Raw genomic sequence first — 16,224 nt, 5'->3', positions numbered from 1 at the left:
GTGGGTATGCGCCGACTCCGCTCTCGGGTTCGAGGGGGTCGGCCATGACCTAGCGGCCATCGGCCGCGCGCGCCGACAGGTGGAGTGGCATCCACTGGCCTCGCGCGGCCCGTCTTCCGACCGGACACACCGTCCAGGTCGGCGCTCAGATCCCGGTTTTTGGCGCCGGTTCTGGGCTCCAGCTCATCGAGCTGGGTCTTTCTCCATCGCAGTACCCCGCTTTGGCAAGCGGGTTGCTCCACCCGGTCCGCTTTGGCAAGCGGGCCACCTCGGCTCTCCAGGAGCCCCTTTGGCAAGGGGCCTCTGTAGTGCCACAGCGTCACCCCGGGTTCCGGCGGCTTTGGCAGGCCGTCGGTGCTCGGGGCTCCATCCGTACAGAGCGCTCGGCCGTGGTCGGGTCCCTGGCAGGGGCCTGGTCGCGGTCGGGGGCGATCCATATGAAGGTTGGTGTCCCCGCCATAGTGCACGAGATCGGTGTCTTCTGTCAGCTCGACCGTGTCCGATTCAGCCTGGTTCGAGCCCTCCCCCCTTCCCGCGTGACGGGATTCGCACAGCCTGTTTGCCCCGTTCACGGCATTAGTCACGAAAATTCTTCGGGGTGGAGTGTCACACGAACCTCGGTCCGCGACACCTATACCGGGAGGGGGGCCCATGTCCTCCTGGCGGCGCCGGCCGCCGCGGTGCTCCGGAGCTCCGTCCCGTGGGGCGGGACGCGATCCGAAGTTCCTGCCCGCCGGGCGGGAGGGAGGGACGGTTTCGCCGCTGCTCGGACTCTGTCCACAGGCGACCTGCGCCAGGCTGCCGAGATGATCTCTTTCTCTTCCGTTCGGGTGGGCCGATGAGCGCCGTGGCGGCACCGGCCGCCGTGCTTCCTCGCCCGCGCACGGAGTTCGCCAGTGAGGCGTCGCGTCGTCGGTTGCGGTCGGTTCCGGCGCAGGCCGGTCCGGTCGCGCGGCTGGAGCTGGGTAACCCGCTCCAGCTGTCGAAGACGATGCGGGCCCGGCTGCTCGCGGCGGTGCGCGCGTTGGTGACGTCCCCGGCGCTGGCCGGCGCGTCGGACGGCGCGCGGCTGGCGTCGGTGGTGCTGACCGCGAAGGCGGATGTGCGCAAGGACTTCGAGACGTCGATCTGGGCGGCGGAGCTCGGGCGGTGGCTGGGGGTGTCGCAGTCGACGGTCGCGCACACCGTGCTGCCCGAGCTGCGTGCTGCCGGGTTCCTCGGCTCGAACGTCGCGACGAACGCCTTCGGGCACGCGACGGGTCTGGAGTGCTGGGTGATCCCGATGTACCGGGCGCAGAAGGCCGGTGACCGGCGGCACCCGCTGGCGCTGTCGCGCTCGGAGCTGGCGGTGCTGCTGAGCCTCATCGAGGTGCTGTTCGGTCCGGGGTGGGCTCCGAAGGACAAGCCGGTGGTCCCGGCCGGGCTGCTCGCCGGTCGTACGGGCCGGGGTGCTGCGACGGACCGGCTCGGGCTGCTGCTGATGGTGCTGACGACGGGTTCGGCGGGCTGGCTGCAGCTGTGCCCCGGGTCGGTGGACACCGGCCGTGGGCGTCCGGCGGCGACGGTCGGGCGGCTGCTGGGCTGCACGGCGGCGGCCGGGGCGAAGGTGCTCAAGCGGCTCCAGGAGCACGGCGTCGCGGAGGTGGTGCGCAAGGAGACCGGCTCGGGCCTGAACGCGCAGTCGCGGGTGCGCCTGGTGCCGGTTGCCGAGGCCCACGGCGTGGCCGTGCGGGAGGCTCGCCGGGTCGCCAAGTCTCTGATTTCAGACCTCGCCGGTACTGCATCCGGAGATCTTGAGTCCGGCGAGACGGGCGAGACCCTTGTGACGACTGGGGTGGAGGGCACCGGACAGGACGGGATGGCCGGATCGGCAGACCTCGCCGCAACTGCACAGCACCACGCTCTCCACGCTTCTGGGGTTACTCCTGGGGGTTCTCTTGCGCTCTCTGGTGGCTTTTCCGGCGAAGGCCGTGGGGGTGAAGGCCGTCGGCCGGAGCGCGCGTGCGTGCGCGAGGACGGCGGCCCGCTCCGCGGGGAACAGCCGAAGGAGTCCCCGGTCATCGAAGGCGTGAACGGCGGCTGCGGGCCGGTGGCCGACGGCTCGGTGCGAGTCATGGACGGTGCGGGTCAGTGCAGGCAGCAGCAGGGGAGGGGGGTCCTGCCGCCGGAGAATCTGCGGGTGATCTTGGAGCCGGTCCGGCTGCTGTGGGCGCGTCTGGAGCGTCCGGCCGCCCGCCGCCTGGTGGAGGCCGCCGCGCGTGCCGAGCTGACCACGGTGAGCGGTTTCGTCGGCCGGATCGACGCGCCGCAGGTTCTCGCCGACCGGCTCGCCCGGCGTCTGGAGGACCAGCTGCGGCTGGGCGGGCCGATCGTCGATCCGGTGGGCTGGCTGATCGGACGGGGCCTGCCGCAGCGGCAGCAGTGCGGCGACACCCTGTGCGACGACGGCATGTTGCTCGACTCCGGCCGGGACTGCCCGCGCTGCGAGGACCGGCAGGTCGGCCGCCGTGCCCAGCGCCACGCGGTCGCGGCCGCCGTCGACGCAGCGATGCCCGGAGCCTCCGAGGCGGAGCGTCGTACGGCCGTCGAACAGCAGCTGCACGAGAGCGTGACGGCCAGGGCGTGGGCGAAGGCCCGCGAGTGGGAGCAGGTCCGCGCTCGGAAAGCCGCCGCAGCTCAGGCCCGTGCCGAAGCCGCGGCCGCGCAGCCGGCCGACGTCGTCCCGGCCGCGCCGGTGGCCCCGGTCGTGCTGCCCGCGCCGCGTCCGGCCGCCGTTGTCCCCGCCCCGGAGCCGGAGACCGCCGACGGCGACCAGGAGCTGGTCCTCGAGGACCTGACCCGCGAGCAGGTCCGCGACTGGCGGGTGAAGGCGATGAAGGACCACCAGGTCGTCTTCGACCACATCGACCAGTACGGCGAGACGTCCGCGAGGCGCCTGTTCAGCAACCAGCTGGTCGACCAGGCACAGCGACTGTCCGGCACCCGCCACCTGGTCCTCGGGCACACAGCCTGGGGGCAGGCATGAGCGGCGGCGAGGTGTCCGGCGTCGACCTGGCCCGGGTCGCGCTGCGGGCCGCGATGGAGCAGGCCTGGAAGAACGGCGGCGGCCAGAAGACGAAGCAGAAGCAGCCGCGCGTGGTCCGTACGGTGCGCCGGGACGGGCGCGAGCCGATGGGCCTGGGGGCCGCAATCGGCGCGCTGGTCACCGAGCGCGCGTGGGAGCTCCCGGCTGCCGGCGCGACGCTGCGCGAGCGGTGGGCGGCCATCGCCCCCGAGCTCGCCGGGCATGTCGCCGCCGTGTCGTACGACGCTGAGTCCGGCCGGCTCACCGTGTGCCCGGAGTCGGCGGCCTGGGCGACGAAGACCCGGCTGGAGCAGACCCGCATCGTCGCGGCCGCCAACGAGTCGGCGGGTCGGACGGTCGTCCGGTCCCTGCGGATCCTGGCGCCCGGCGCGGTGCCGGTGCCCGAGCCGGCCGACGTCGATCCGGAGCCCGAGGCCGCGCCCGCCGGGCCGCCGCGTACCCGGGAGACCGCCTCGGACGGATACCGCCGTGCGCTCGCCGCGCACCAGGAGGCGGCCAGGCCGTCCCGAGTGGACCCCCACATCGCGGAGGCGGTGGAGCGGCAGACTGCCGCGATGCGGGAGCTGTCCCGGCGCGCGTTCCCCGAGCCCGACACCGTTCCGGACGACGAACCGGCCCCGATCGAGCAGGCCCGCACCGAGCGCCGCCGCCAGGCCGACGTCTCCCGCGCCGCAGCCCTGCGCCGGGCCCGGGCGGAGCGCGCGGCGAGGGAGGCCGGGACCGTGGCGGCGGCACCCCAGCCAGCTCCGCTGAGGACGTCAGCCTGAAACGTCGCCCCACCCGAAAGAGGGTCCGTACGGTACGGTATTCGTACGGTGAACGTACGCGATCCTTACGGTTCATGGGGTAGAGTGTGGGTCAGGAGGTGTTCCATGTCCGAGATGTTCGACGCGGTCGACGCGCTGGTCGCGTCCCGCTCTCCGCTGCCGCCGGCGGAGGAGCGCAAGCGGCTGCGGGTTGCGCACGGCCTGACGCTGGACGAAGTCGCCGGCGCACTGAAGGTGCGCCGGGCCACGGTGTCCGCCTGGGAGTCGACGAAGAAGCCGACCGAACCGCGCGGCCCCGAGCGTGAGGCATACGCGCGGCTGCTGCGGCAGCTCGCGGAGCTCTACCCCGCACCCGCAACGCCGGAGAAGCCGGCGGCCCCGGTGCCCGCCACCTTCGGCGGCGCTGTCGACCCCGAAGGCATTGTGTCGGCCGCTGTACTCGACGAACTCGCCGCATCCCTCTACCCCTCTCCCGGCGCGCCCGTCCCGGCGAGTTTCGCCGACCCGGCGGAAGCGCGGACTCTGTCCACAGGGGAGGCGTCCGAGGCTGCGGCCATGACTGCAACCGAGAACACCCAAACCCCTGCCGCTGTCGCTGCTGCTCCGGCGGCCGCGCCCCGTCCGGCGCGCACCACCAGGCCGTCGTCGACGTCGCGCCGCCCGGGTGCGAAGAAGGCGGCCCCGGCCGGTACCCCGGCGGGCGGCACCGACCCGCGGTTCGAGAACGGGCCGCTGGCGGTCGTCGACGTTGAGGACGGGCAGGTGCTGGCGTACTGCACCGGCGGCCTGGTCCTGGACGTGCCCGCCAAGAGCATCCCGGCCCTGGTCGACTGGACGCTGCGCGAGGCCAAGCTCGGTCAGCCGAAGCTGTCCGGGCCGGGCAAGGACGCCGACCCGCTCATCGTCCTCACTCCGTCCGCGCTGGAGCGCTACGGCCTGCCCGTCACGCTCACGGAGGAGGAGAAGCACGCCGGGCGCCTGCCGGAGGGCCACAAGGTCATCAAGCAGCTGGTCCGCGCGGAGTGGAAGCTGACGAAGAGGGGCTTCGGCCCGTGGGCGCGGATCTACCGGCCCGCGACCGGTTCGGAGCGGGCCTGCGTGCAGCTGTGCATCCCGTCGTGGAACGCGCTGGACACCCGGCACTGGGGCGAGGCCGGGCAGCTCCCGCCGGCTGAACTCGCCCGCGTCCTGGGCGTGTACGCCTCGCGGGTGATGACGCCGCGCGGATCGACCGCCGTGACCGGCCTGGAGCTGATGACCGCGCTGCACCCGCCGACCCGCGCCTCGGAGCCGGACGCCGACGGCAAGCGGCACTCCGAGCACAACCCGGGCTCGCTGGGCAAGGACGCCATCGACCCGATGAACTGGCCGCCGTGCGAGGTCCCCGACGGCCACCCGGTCCTCAAGGACCTGCCGCGCTTCCACGTGCGCGGCCCCGGCGAGAAGCTGTTCGAGGAGGCGTACGACTGGGCGCGGCCGATGACCGACGCGGAGTGCACCCTGCGCCACCTGGTCGGCATCGACGTCAACATGGCCTTCGCGGCCGGAGCGAACGGCCTGACCGTCGGCCTCGGTGAGGCGACGCACGTCAAGGCCCCGGTGTTCGACCCGAAGCTGCCCGGCTCGTGGCTGGTCGACCTGTCCCACGTCGACCTGTCCCGCGTGAAGGTCGGCAAGGAGTGGGTGGAGCTGGACGGCAGCCTGCTGCCGTCCCCGTTCACGCCGAAGGGAGAGCGACCGACCGGCCCGGCCTGGTACGCGACGCCCACCGTGGCGTACGCGGTGGAGCTCGGCTACGAGGTGCGCCCGCTGGAGGCGTGGGTGCGGCGGGAGAACGGCCGCTACCTGGACGGCTGGTACAACCGGCTGCGCGACGCCTACCTCGCCACGATGGCCGACCTCGGTGTCGACGCCGACCTGTCGCCGGCCGACTTCCTCGAGGCGATGGACGGCTACAAGGGTCGTGACCCGGAGCTGGCGATCGTCGTCTCGGCGGTCAAGGCGACGGTGAAGGGCGGCCTGGGCAAGCTGCGCGAGCGCCCGCGCGGGGAGGGCTGGCGGCCGGGCGAGCCGTGGCGGGCCCTGTCCCGCCCGACGTGGCGGCCGGACATCCGGGCGGCGGTCATCTCCCGCACCCGGATCAACCTGCACCGGAAGATCGTCAAGCACGCGGCGTTCACCGGGCAGTACCCCATCGCGATCCTGTCCGACTGCGTCGTCTACGCCTCGAACGGACCGAGCCCGCTGGACTTCCTGCCCTACCTGGAGGGCAAGCCGCTGCCCGGCGGCTTCAAGCTCGGTATCAACCCCGGCCTGGTCAAGCACGAGGGCACCCAGGATGTCCTGTGGGGCGAGGAAGTCCGCGAGCGGTTCAACGCCCCGGAGCTCAACCTCGCCCGGTACATCAAGGACGGCACCGTCACCGACGTCGACAACGGAGAGTAGGAGAGGGCCACGATGAGCCTGTTCGGGGACGGCCTGGAAGCCGCGGTGCAGAAGGCGTTCACCCGCCCGGCGCCCAAGAGCGCGGGCGCGCAGATGCGGTACCTGGTCAAGCAGCTCAAGACCACCAAGGCGGTCGCCCAGATGCTGCGGGTCTCCCAGCGCACCGTCGAACGGTACGTGAAGGACCAGATCAAAAAGCCCCGCCCGGCCCTCGCCGCGCGCCTGGAGACCGAGGTGAAGAAGCGGTGGCAGCCGCAGATCCGGGCCAAGGCCAAGGAGAAGGCGGCGACGACCGGCGGCATCGTCATCGACACCCGCGCCCGCATGGGCTACACCGCGCCGATCGGGTCGACGGACCAGGACCGCATCCGGCACCTGACCGTCGCCCTGCCGCCCCGCTACGCCGCCCGCCTCTTCGAAGCCCAGGAGGCTGGTGCCAGCGACGCCCGACTGCAGGAGATCGCGGCCGAAGCGCTCAAGGAGGTGTACTTCCAGGACGGCGGCCGCCGCGCCGGAAGCCTGGAGGAGGTCCGCTTCACGGACATCGAGCACCTCGAGTTCGACCTGTAGCAGCCGCGCCCCGAACAGCCCGCGAGCCCCGGACCGATGCGGTCCGGGGCTCGCTCGCGTATCCGCGGGGGGTCGGATGTGCTTGCACGCGATGCCGTGTTCAACGACACCGCCGTACGCCGGTCATCCCGCCTCCGTGGCGTCGCCGGGAGAAGGCCGGCCTTCCTGCACGGCGTCGACGAAGGCCCGCACGAGCGTGGCCACCTCCGATGCCGTGACGTCCTTCGTCCACTTGCCGGTTGCATGCCAGCCGCTGCACTGCAGCTGAAAGCGGTGGACACCGTGTGTGTGCTCCGCCTCGCGGACGTACGGCTGCTTGCCACAACGCCCGTGCCGCTCGTTCTCCTCCAGGTGCGCGCGGACCACGTCCAGGTGGAAGCGGCGCGGCAGGGTCCGCTGTTCGAGGCAGCCGCGGCACTCCAGGAGGTGCAGCGCGCCACCTTCGAGCTGGAGGAAGTAGTACGGCCTGGCGGTGCCCTCGCGGGTGTTGCAGCTGCCGCAGAGCGGTCCTCGGACATGGCCGTGCTCGTGGCAGTGATCCCACACGGACGCCTGGCTTGCCTTGCACAGCCGGCACAGGTAGTCGTCAGCCCTCGTACCGCGCCGACGGATCGTCTCGTACTGCACACCGCGCAGGTGGCCGGTGTACGGCTGGAAGGCCGCGCCGGAGCAGGGCGGGCACCGGGTGATGTACCCGGACGTCGTCGGAGTCCGCCAGCCGCCCCAGTACGGGCCCTGCTCGCCGCAGGAGGAGCACAGTCGGGCCCGGGCCACCAGTTCGTCCTGCCGCCGCTCCCAGCGGTCCAGGAGGTCCACGTAGGCCCGTGGCAGGAGCCAGGTCTCCCCGGACCACGTCAGGAGCTGGAGGGGCCGGGTGCCGGCGATGTTCTGCAGGTGCCGGGCCTTGCTGCTGGACGCGACGAACTCTTCCCACGTCAGCTCGCCGGGAAGTCCGTTCGCGCCGATGTTCCGCCAAGAGCCCCACGCGTCGTAGGAGCGGCCCTGCTCAAGCAGCTGGTTTTGGGCCCGGGCGAACATCCACGACACCAGTTGGCGCCGCCAGTTGGGGCGGTGCCATTCCTCCGGATCGCGCTCCGGGAGGTCGCGGTAGGCGGGCAGCTGGACGTCGACGACGTCGTCCAGGTCCACCTCCATGTCCGCGAACGCACGCCCGGCGGCCCGGATGTCGCGTTCGTCGTAGGTCCAGCGAGCCTTGTGCTTGTAGCAGCGCACCGCTATGTCGCCGAAGAAGACGTGGCCGTGCTGCCGCAGGCGAGGCATGTGGAGGAGCTCGTCAGGATCGAGCGGCACCGGGGCGTTCTGTGTCAGGTCCGCGAAGAGGGAGCGTGCGTACTCCCGGCTGATGGGCATGGCCGGATGGTGGCAGCCGCCACTGACAACGCCGCCCGAACTGCACGTCGTTGCCGGTCAATGCTGGTGAAGCCGTCCGGCGGCTACGCCGACGCGCCTACGATGCGGTGGTGCGGAACACGAAGGCGTTCAAGGAAGCTGTTGCCCAGACGCTCGCGGAGCTGGCTCACCGGGGGGTGACGCTCGCGCCGTCGACGGTTGAGGACACGATCGAGAAGAACGTCAGCGCTGTGGCGGAGCAGCTCAGGATCCAGGTGCGTTCCGCCTGGCGGTACTTCGACGCCGCCGCCCTCGCCGACCGTCTCGCCCGCAGCGCGAGCGCCTTCGAGGAGAGCAGCAGCGAGAAGGGCGTGGGGGCACCGATGCCGCCGATCGACAACCCCGAGCTCGCCCTGGTCCTCGCTGGTGTCCCGGACTCCCTGGCGCAGACCGGCGGTGACCTGTACGCGGTCATCGTCAACGTGGCGGTCAACGCATGGATGGCCGGCCACATCCACGGCGAGGACGGCTGTGCCGGGTGCGACGGCAGCCGCGGCCCGGCTGGACACGACTGGCAGGCCCGGATGCGCACCATCACCGAGATGCAGCCGAACATCAGCAAGTGGTTCGACCGCGATGTGTGGACTGCCGCCGTCAACGACGCGGGCTACGCCGTCACCCGCCGCTGACGTCAGCGCGCAGGAACGGGCAGGACGCCACGGACGACCAGCTGCTGCCCGTACGGGGTAGCCATGGGCTCCATCTGGACGCTGGTGCGCAGCGGCTTCACCGAGAAGCGGAAGCCTTTGATCGGGCCGTGGCAGATGAAGCCGGCCGGTGTGGGGATGCCGATGCCGTCGGGGGAGAGGGTGAAGCCGAGCCCGGCGTAGAAGTCCGTCAGCTCCGGCTCGTGCGTGACGTACAGGATGGCCGCGCCGAACTTCCCCTTCTCGTGGGCGCCGGCCGCGCGCTCCACGTCGGCGACCAGGGCGCGGGCGATGCCCTTGCCGCGCCACGCTTCGACCACCGCGAGGGAGTCCAGGGTGGCGACCAGTCCGGCGATGATGTGCGCGTTGGGCGAACCCATGAGCATGGGGTGGGTGTACGCCCATGCCGCCGGCAGCGTCATCGTGCCGCCGACCAGCGCGTCGGATTCGGTCTCCTGCACTGCGCGGACGCGGGTGTACTTGTCGGCGTCGAGGCTCTGGCGGATCGCGGTGGGAAGCTGCCGCCAGGAGCCGTCGGGGTTGTCCGGGTCGGCCAGCCGCATCACGGGCTCCAACGCGGCCGCGTCGGAGGGTGTGGCGTCCCGGATCACCACGCCGTCCGGCAAGGCCGGGACGGTCACGGGGATGATCTCGCCCGGCTGGACCCCGGCTCCTGGGGCTGTGGCGGCGTACATGCGCTCGCCCATCACGTCCCCCGAGAACATGCGCTCCGCCTCGCGGCGCGCCGGATTTCCCGACCGCCGGGCGCCCTTGCGCGCCCCGTTCCGCTTCCCCACGGCGTTCCTCCCCTTGTCACCGCAAACCTCCCCCACCCGGCACCCCGCCTAACACCCCTCGTGGGCAGGCGACTTGGAGCCGCGGCGCCCGGAATCTGTCCACAGGCGATCCGTGATCCCTAGGAGGTATGAGCGACCACGAGCAGCAGCAGCCGGCCCCGAGCCGCGGCAAGGTCCTGGAGGCCCTCGCGCGGGCGGAGCGGAAGGTCTTCACCCGGCCCGCGCCGAAGTCGGCAAATGCTCAGGTGAAATTCCTCCTCACGCGGATGAAGGAGTCAGCGAGGAGCCTGGCGGAGCGTGTGGGCACCTCGACTCGCACGATCGAGCGCTACCGCGCCGGGAAGCTGAAGAAGCCACAGAAGCGACTCCAGGCCGCCCTGGTGGAGGCAACCGAGTCCGAGTGGCAACCGCAGGTCAGGGCACGTGCACGCGAACAGGCTTCCACGTCCAGCGGGATGATGGTGGAGGTGACGGCGTACTTCGGATTCACGTGCTCGGGCAGCTCGGACGACGGCCGCATCCGCACCATCACCACCCCGATCTCGCCCACCTACGTGAAGCAGATCCTGGAGCTCCAGGAGGCCGGAGCGACAGAGGAAGACCTGCATCCGATCGTCGCGGAGGCCATCACCGAGTCGTATTTCACGGAATGGGGCACCCGGGCCGATGGCCTGCGCGCGGATTTCACGCACGTCCAGTCCATAGATTTCATGTTCTGACACAGCCGAATTCATGGCCTGCTATAAAACAATCCGGCGGGCCGTCGCACAGCGCTCTGGCGGCGGCCCGCTGTCGAATCCGCACCACGAATACGAGGCCGATGATGACCACGCCCTGGCCGCCCCGGCGCACTGCGCGCCGTCCGCTCGCCCCGCGCGTCGCCGCGCCCCGGGAGCCGGTCGACCCCGCCCGCATTGGCCGCCGCGTCGTACGGCGACAGGCGAAGGGGATGGACGCCGGCGCCGTCGCGGCGGCCCTCGAGGACGCCCGGTTCGACGCACGGCAGGACTCCAGGCACGAGGACCTGGCGGACGACGTCCGTGGCCCGGCGGAGCTCGCGGAGTGGGAGCGCATCGCGCAGCTGCTCGCCGACGCGGCGCCGGGCACCGTGTACGACCCGGACGCCGACGACGTCGTCCAGGCCGAGCTCGCCGCCGAAGCCGCGGCCGCCGCCGCCCGGGAAGCCGAGCACCGCGAGGCCGCGCGGATCGCGGCCCGCGCCGATGAGCTCCAGGCGCTGCGCGCGCTGGGCACGCTGGAGCAGACCGAGCCCCGCGACGGAGACGAAGCCGTCCGCGACGAACTCACCCGTCGTGCGGACGGGTACGTCCAGGCCGACGTCGACGCCTGGCTCGCCCACGCCCTCGCCGCGCACCTCGGGCACTACCGCGACCCGGCCGCACGCGAGGCCGCGGCCAGCCTTCTCACCCCGCCGGTCCTCGCGCACGCCGCGCTGCTCGCCGAACTCGCCCGCCTGGTCCCCGGCGCGGACATGGGTCAGCTGGCGTTCGCGGGCCGCCTCGCCACTTCCGAGCCCGAAGCCGCCGGCGCTCTCGCCGCGTTCCTCGCCCGGCGTACGGCCTGGCAGAAGCAGGCCGACCCCACCACCGGCCGCCCTCCCGCAAGCCCGGGATCGGTGTCACGCTGACGGAGCGTGAGCGTGACACGAGCGTCACGCTGCCCCCGAAAACTGTCACACCACCCCCGAATCACGCCCGTTGTGTCCGTTTCGCGGGGTCTGGAGGCTGCTGAGACCCCCTCCAGGGCCCGAAAATCCGGGGTGGAGCGTGACAGTGTTGATCATGCTGCCGGGCGGGTGTGATCCGTACGGAACGTAACCGTCGGGATCGGTCCCGGGCGGGCCGGCGGGTGCGGATGCGGTGTCCGATCACCAACGGCCAGGGCCTGCCGGGCATCCCGGCCTGAACAGTCCACCCGACCTGTGTCATCTGTGTCATCAACCCCCCGTTTCCCCAGGTGGACAGGCTCATCTGTGTCACTGTTCAGCTGATCTGTGTCATCGGGCAGCGGGCAGGGACCAGGACCCAGCAGCGCCTCCAGAACCTGGGTCCCTGGGTCCCGAGACCGGTGTTTTCCCTGGTGACCACGGACCGGGCCAGAAGCTGGGTCCTGGGTCCCGGCACCCTCGTTCGAGCTGGTTCGTCCGGAGTGGTCCCCAGGGCCCGGGGCGGCCGATACCGTTGGAGCAGACGCCAGTTCTGCCCTCTGGAGCCCTCGATGAGCGAACAGCCGGCCACCGCCGACCACGCCCGGCAGCAGCTGGAGCCCGCGGCCGCCGACGGGTTGCGCGCGTACGCGGCCCAGACCCGCGAGAAGGCCGACCAGTTCGCCGCCGTCCTCGAGGACATCGCGGCCAACGGTCTGCCCGCGGTGGAGGACTGCACGCCGTGGGAGGAGCTGCGTGAGGCCCACCTCGCCCGGCTCGCCTCGCAGCGCCCGGCCGTCGCCTGATGGCCCCGCAGCACGGCCCGCGCCGCGCCCGGATCGTCTTCTCGGACTCCGCTACGAAGCAGCTGGAGAACATCACCAGCGAGGCGGAGATCCACGCCCTGGACCGCGCCCTGGTCGTCATCTCCGTCGACCCCGACGTCGGCGAGCCGCTCCCCGGCGACGCCTCCGGCCCCCAGCTGCGCCAGTACGCCGACGAAGTCGAGCGCGTACGCCTCCTGTACTGGGTCAGTGCTTTGCGCACCGTGGTGGTCGTCGCGTACATCGAAGTCTGACCAGCGAAGGAGCCGCAGTGCCGTCCATCGTCCAGGAGCTCTCCGGCCACCGCGATCTCGGCGGGCTGCGCACGGTGGTGGAGTGTCCCTTCAAGGCCACCGTGCTCCGCGAAGGCCCGGCGCAGGACTCCGGGCCGGGCGCGGCCTGGCTCGCGTACTTGTGCCCCGTGCACGTCGTGGACCTGGACGGGTGGCCCGGCGCCGCGGACCACGCCGACGACGGCACGATGCCGTGCGGCACCGTGCTCGACTTCCGCTCCGGCGACCAGCTCCTCCAGTCGCACGCCGACCTGTGGCTGACGCCCCTGACCGGCGTCGACCCGGCCGCGTACGGCGGTGTGTGGTCCGAGGTCCTGGAGCAGGCCGACCGCGTGCTGGTTGCCCGGGTCGAAGAGGCTTCGGCCGCCGGCGAGGAGAGCCCGCTGGAGAGCATGCTGGTGATGACGGACGTGGCGCGGAAGGCCGCCGCCAGGGGCGACCTCGGAGTGGCGACGACATCCCTCACGTACTGCGAGACGCTTGCCATGCGCCTGCGGCACGACGGCGTTGCACCCCAATAGTGGTTAGTACAGATAGTGCTTCTAGTGCGGGTTGTAGATCTCTCCCCCCTGAGAGCAGAGCTCGCAGAACGGGGCCCGATCATCTGCCCTCACCTGTGGCGACAGCCCGCCAGCGTTCGGCGCACATGATCCTTCCCGGCCCCGTACGGCCGTCTGCGGCGTTCTGAGGCCCTCCGGACTCCCGAGCGGCGATCGAGGCCGTCAGAGGCGCTCACAGCGCCGCACAGCGCTTCGCAGGGGCCGAAGGCGCCGCTGATCCCCTCGGAGCGGCTCCACGATCGCCTCGCCGCCGTCTCCCCGTCGCATGGCTCCCGGCTGCTCCCGGACCGAGCTTTGCTCTCAGGGGGGAGAGATCTACAACCCGCACAGAACCGCTATCTGTACTAACCACTATTGGGGTGCAACGCCGGTGTCGATCGGCCCCGTCCTCCTAGGGCGCCGGCGCTCCCGGTGGAGTCCGCCGTTGCTGCAACCGACTGCACGCAATCCCTTGCACCCTTCCCGGCCTGCACTGTGCCTTGTCCGTTGCGCAATCGGCTGCTGCTCCTGGTGGTGAAGGGTGCAAGGCCGGTTGCTGCTCGGGGTCGGGGACTGTGGCGCAGTAATCGCACGACCTGGACGGCGCAAGGGTGCTGCACGTGCAGCAGGCCGGGCTCGGTCGGGCAGCAGCAGGACACGGCGAGGCCCTGCCCGGGCGCTGCAACGGGACTGCCGACCGTCGCGCAGCGGCATCGTTTGTTCTGCTCCGCTGCAACAAACCGGTTTACCTGGTGCTACCGGCCGTTGCTGTCCGCTGCATGCCGCGCTGCTTTGGCTGCTGCTCGGTTGCTTTTGCAGCAGCCGGGTACTGCTGCTCGCTGTTTGTTCTGCTGCTCCAGAACAAGCCGGTTTACCTGGTGCTACCGGCACGGGTGGGCGTCCCGGCGTCCGGGGCATGCGAACGGCGCCGCACCCGGGGGTGCGACGCCGTGGTGGGCTTCGCGCTCGATCGAGGGAGTTCAGCCGGTGGGGGCCAGGTTCGCCATCTGCGCGGCGTACCGACTCCGTCGCTGCTGAGTGAAGCGGGCAGGGTCGGCGGCTTTGATCTCGGGGACGGCCATGACGGCGGAGGAGACCTTGCCGCCGGTCAGCAGCGGGTGCAACTGGTAGAGGCTGTCCTCGAGGCTCCAGGCGAGTCCGCACTCGCGGAGCTCCTTGAAGCCGCGGTTGACGGTCGGCTTGCTCGCGCCCAGCTCTGCGCACATCTCGTTCTGGCTGATCGCGGCGGTGCCGGTGTCCGGGTCGCTCAGGTACAGCAGTTGGTCCAGGACGCGGCGGCCGGCTGTGGAGACGTCGACCAGGGCCAGGAGGCGCAGGACGTCACGGGGGATCGCGACGGGGGCCTCTGTGGGAGGGCTGGGGACGTAAGAGCTGCTCACGGAGCCTCACCACTTCCGATCAGGTCGAGACGCTGTAACGAGGATATGCCGCGCGAGGTCATGCGCTCGCCTTGCGTACGGGCCGCCGCTGCCGGAGCGTGACGACCTTCTCCTTACGGCGGGCGGCCTCGGCGGCCTTCTTCTCCGCCTCGCGCGCCTGGCGCCACTCGGTGGGGTAGTCGGAGTGCGGAATGATGCAGGCCGGGCCCTCGGCGCTGTTCCAGAGCGCCTGCCACTTCTCCTGCTCGCCAGAGGTGCCGGCCACCGTGAGCCACGGGTTCAGCTGGAGGATGCCGCGCTTGGCGGTGCGCATCCAGCCGATGTGCGCGAAGAACTGGCTGGCCTCGTTCACGGAGGCCGCCGACAGGTTGCACCGGGCCTGGAGGTCGCGCTGGTTGGTCTTCACGAAGCCGCGGGCGGCGGCACGGGTCTGGTCGTCGGCGCGGTTGGCGTTCTGCAGCGCCACGAGCTTGCACCAGACCTGGAACCAGGAGCCGGGCATCTTGAGGCTGCCGAGCACGTCCATCAGCAGTCGGGCGTCCAGGACGTAGCCGCTGCACTCCGCGCTCGCGGCGAACTCGCGGCCCCTGATCTTCTCGACGCCCAGGATCAAGCCGCCCTTGCCGTCCGACCGCGCGACCACGCGCTCGCCGGGGCGGACGATCGGCAGCTGTTCCATCAGCACAGTCCTCCAGAGATGATCAACGTTTGAGGCAGCACGGTAGCACTAGGTAAACCGGCTTGTTCTGGAGGGGCAGAACAAACGGTGGCTCACAGTCACCTGATGACCCGTCAGGTTCGGGGGCCCGTTGTTCTGGATCTCCAGAACACCCAGGAACCGTTTGTTCTGGAAACCTAGAACAAACGGTTTCGCATCACCGCAGGTCAGAGCCGGTTTCAGGGCGGAGCGCTCTTATGTGTCACTAGAGCTCAACCACCACACGAACTCCCGCCGACACGCCCCGGCGCGTACGGGAAAGCAGCTGGCAGCAGCGGGCGTGTCGCCGTGGACAGCCACCGGATCGAGGGAGCCGGGCCTCCGTGGCTGGGCTCGCTTCGCGTGCGGCTCCGCGGCTCGGTGCGGGCAGTGGACAGCAGCAGCGGCTCTGAGTCTCGGGTGGTGCCGACCGTGACGCTCACAAGCGAGGAAGCGCGGCTGGTGCCGGTGGGCGGTTCCGCCGCCCGGCCCCGGGGGGCCGTTCGGCTTCGGTATCTCCGCACCTCGGAATTTCAGGCTTTCCGATATCTGAGGTCCCGTTCTGTGGCTCGGGTCGGCAGCTTCTCAATTCGTTATTCCTCGGGTGAGTGGGTGAACCGAATTCCGGAGCTGACCATTCATCAAAGGGCGCGCCCCGTCCGGGTGGTTGGGGGGTGTCCCGTGTTTTCGCCAACGGTACATGCTGCATCAACCTGATGCACGCGGTACACTGGAACCCACACGAACGAGCGACCCCCCACCCCAGTAGCCAGCCCCGCCCGCGCCAGCGGGCCCCAACGGTTCTGGAGGTGCAGCCGGAAGGACCGTCAGGCGGGGGAGCGCAGCGGACCCGCCCAGGAGTCCGCAGGACTCCCTAACTCCCCGACTGGAGGCCCCACTAGCCGCACCTGACACGCCCTCAGCGGGCGAGCGCGCACCGCGCGCCGCGCCGGACGCATCGCGGCCGGCCCCACCGGATCCCGGAGCGCAGCGGAGGGATCCGCCCGTGCATCGCACGGGCAGCGGGAGCGCAGCGACCGCCCCCCTTGCACATCGCGCAGCGATGTGGTACCCGCTCCGCGGG

14 protein-coding genes are annotated in these 16,224 nt (G+C 71.2%); 10 read left to right on the top strand and 4 right to left on the bottom strand.

Translation table 11 applies throughout. The annotated features are described in order from the left end of the window. The first annotated feature begins 838 nt into the window (after nt 1–838). The 4 genes from QQS16_RS43090 to tpg (QQS16_RS43075) all read left to right on the top strand — a co-directional run bounded on the left by QQS16_RS43090 (nt 839) and on the right by tpg (QQS16_RS43075) (nt 6,867). The gene (locus QQS16_RS43090; protein ID WP_286068199.1) at nt 839–3,025 is read left to right on the top strand and encodes a hypothetical protein; all 2,187 of its coding nucleotides are present in this window, start codon (nt 839–841) and stop codon (nt 3,023–3,025) included. Then, the gene (locus QQS16_RS43085) at nt 3,022–3,852 is read left to right on the top strand and encodes a DciA family protein (protein ID WP_286068198.1); all 831 of its coding nucleotides are present in this window, start codon (nt 3,022–3,024) and stop codon (nt 3,850–3,852) included. The genes QQS16_RS43090 and QQS16_RS43085 overlap by 4 nt, the downstream gene beginning before the upstream one ends. Nucleotides 3,853–3,957: 105 nt before the next feature. After that, nucleotides 3,958–6,297, top strand: a complete 2,340-nt coding sequence (tap, locus tag QQS16_RS43080) for a telomere-associated protein Tap (RefSeq protein ID WP_286068196.1) — start codon at nt 3,958–3,960, stop codon at nt 6,295–6,297. A gap of 12 nt (nt 6,298–6,309) precedes the next feature. Further along, nucleotides 6,310–6,867, top strand: a complete 558-nt coding sequence (gene tpg, locus QQS16_RS43075) for a telomere-protecting terminal protein Tpg (protein ID WP_286068195.1) — start codon at nt 6,310–6,312, stop codon at nt 6,865–6,867. Nucleotides 6,868–6,990: 123 nt separating this feature from the next. Here tpg (QQS16_RS43075) and QQS16_RS43070 read toward each other — a convergent pair whose 3' ends face one another. Continuing rightward, on the bottom strand, nt 6,991–8,238 hold the full coding sequence (locus tag QQS16_RS43070; RefSeq protein ID WP_286068194.1) for an endonuclease VII domain-containing protein: 1,248 nt from the start codon (nt 8,236–8,238) through the stop codon (nt 6,991–6,993). A gap of 110 nt (nt 8,239–8,348) precedes the next feature. On the opposite strand from QQS16_RS43070, the gene QQS16_RS43065 reads away from it, so the two are divergent. After that, nucleotides 8,349–8,906 (top strand): hypothetical protein, encoded by a 558-nt coding sequence (locus QQS16_RS43065; RefSeq protein WP_286068192.1) that lies wholly within the window; start codon nt 8,349–8,351, stop codon nt 8,904–8,906. Nucleotides 8,907–8,908: 2 nt separating this feature from the next. On the opposite strand, the gene QQS16_RS43060 is transcribed toward QQS16_RS43065, so the two are convergent. Next, nucleotides 8,909–9,721, bottom strand: coding sequence for a GNAT family N-acetyltransferase (locus QQS16_RS43060; protein WP_286068191.1), 813 nt, complete (start codon nt 9,719–9,721; stop codon nt 8,909–8,911). 128 nt (nt 9,722–9,849) lie between these two features. On the opposite strand from QQS16_RS43060, the gene tpg (QQS16_RS43055) reads away from it, so the two are divergent. From tpg (QQS16_RS43055) to QQS16_RS43035, 5 genes are all read left to right on the top strand, one after another. Then, complete coding sequence (gene tpg, locus QQS16_RS43055) at nt 9,850–10,440, top strand: telomere-protecting terminal protein Tpg (protein WP_286068190.1); 591 nt, start codon at nt 9,850–9,852, stop codon at nt 10,438–10,440. Nucleotides 10,441–10,541: 101 nt separating this feature from the next. Then, nucleotides 10,542–11,369 (top strand): hypothetical protein, encoded by an 828-nt coding sequence (locus QQS16_RS43050; RefSeq protein WP_286068189.1) that lies wholly within the window; start codon nt 10,542–10,544, stop codon nt 11,367–11,369. Between the two features lie 590 nt (nt 11,370–11,959). Next, nucleotides 11,960–12,193, top strand: coding sequence for a hypothetical protein (locus QQS16_RS43045; protein ID WP_286068188.1), 234 nt, complete (start codon nt 11,960–11,962; stop codon nt 12,191–12,193). Next, on the top strand, nt 12,193–12,465 hold the full coding sequence (locus QQS16_RS43040; protein ID WP_286068187.1) for a hypothetical protein: 273 nt from the start codon (nt 12,193–12,195) through the stop codon (nt 12,463–12,465). The genes QQS16_RS43045 and QQS16_RS43040 overlap by 1 nt, the downstream gene beginning before the upstream one ends. Before the next feature lie 17 nt (nt 12,466–12,482). Next, the gene (locus tag QQS16_RS43035) at nt 12,483–13,025 is read left to right on the top strand and encodes a hypothetical protein (RefSeq protein WP_286068186.1); all 543 of its coding nucleotides are present in this window, start codon (nt 12,483–12,485) and stop codon (nt 13,023–13,025) included. 998 nt (nt 13,026–14,023) lie between these two features. Here the strand turns inward: QQS16_RS43035 and QQS16_RS43030 are convergent. Beyond that, entirely contained in the window at nt 14,024–14,443 is a 420-nt protein-coding gene (locus tag QQS16_RS43030; protein WP_286068185.1) for a helix-turn-helix domain-containing protein, read from the bottom strand. Between the two features lie 58 nt (nt 14,444–14,501). Further along, on the bottom strand, nt 14,502–15,122 hold the full coding sequence (locus tag QQS16_RS43025; protein ID WP_286068184.1) for a hypothetical protein: 621 nt from the start codon (nt 15,120–15,122) through the stop codon (nt 14,502–14,504). Between the last annotated feature and the right edge of the window lie 1,102 nt (nt 15,123–16,224).

Origin of the sequence: Streptomyces sp. ALI-76-A (assembly GCF_030287445.1) — a bacterium.
Classification (GTDB): Bacteria; Actinomycetota; Actinomycetes; order Streptomycetales; family Streptomycetaceae; genus Streptomyces.
The sequence above is the reverse complement of the archived record's forward strand: the minus strand, read 5'-3'. Positions and strand labels throughout refer to the sequence as shown.

Bases quoted from the DNA above. Each gene is read 5' to 3' on its own strand.
- QQS16_RS43050 (WP_286068189.1), top strand. From the start codon at position 10,542: ATGATGACCACGCCCTGGCCGCCCCGGCGCACTGCGCGCCGTCCGCTC.
- QQS16_RS43045 (WP_286068188.1), top strand. From the start codon at position 11,960: ATGAGCGAACAGCCGGCCACCGCCGACCACGCCCGGCAGCAGCTGGAG.
- QQS16_RS43025 (WP_286068184.1), bottom strand. From the start codon at position 15,122: ATGGAACAGCTGCCGATCGTCCGCCCCGGCGAGCGCGTGGTCGCGCGG.
- tpg (WP_286068190.1), top strand. From the start codon at position 9,850: ATGAGCGACCACGAGCAGCAGCAGCCGGCCCCGAGCCGCGGCAAGGTC.
- QQS16_RS43070 (WP_286068194.1), bottom strand. From the start codon at position 8,238: ATGCCCATCAGCCGGGAGTACGCACGCTCCCTCTTCGCGGACCTGACA.
- tpg (WP_286068195.1), top strand. From the start codon at position 6,310: ATGAGCCTGTTCGGGGACGGCCTGGAAGCCGCGGTGCAGAAGGCGTTC.
- tap (WP_286068196.1), top strand. From the start codon at position 3,958: ATGTCCGAGATGTTCGACGCGGTCGACGCGCTGGTCGCGTCCCGCTCT.
- QQS16_RS43090 (WP_286068199.1), top strand. From the start codon at position 839: ATGAGCGCCGTGGCGGCACCGGCCGCCGTGCTTCCTCGCCCGCGCACG.
- QQS16_RS43040 (WP_286068187.1), top strand. From the start codon at position 12,193: ATGGCCCCGCAGCACGGCCCGCGCCGCGCCCGGATCGTCTTCTCGGAC.
- QQS16_RS43085 (WP_286068198.1), top strand. From the start codon at position 3,022: ATGAGCGGCGGCGAGGTGTCCGGCGTCGACCTGGCCCGGGTCGCGCTG.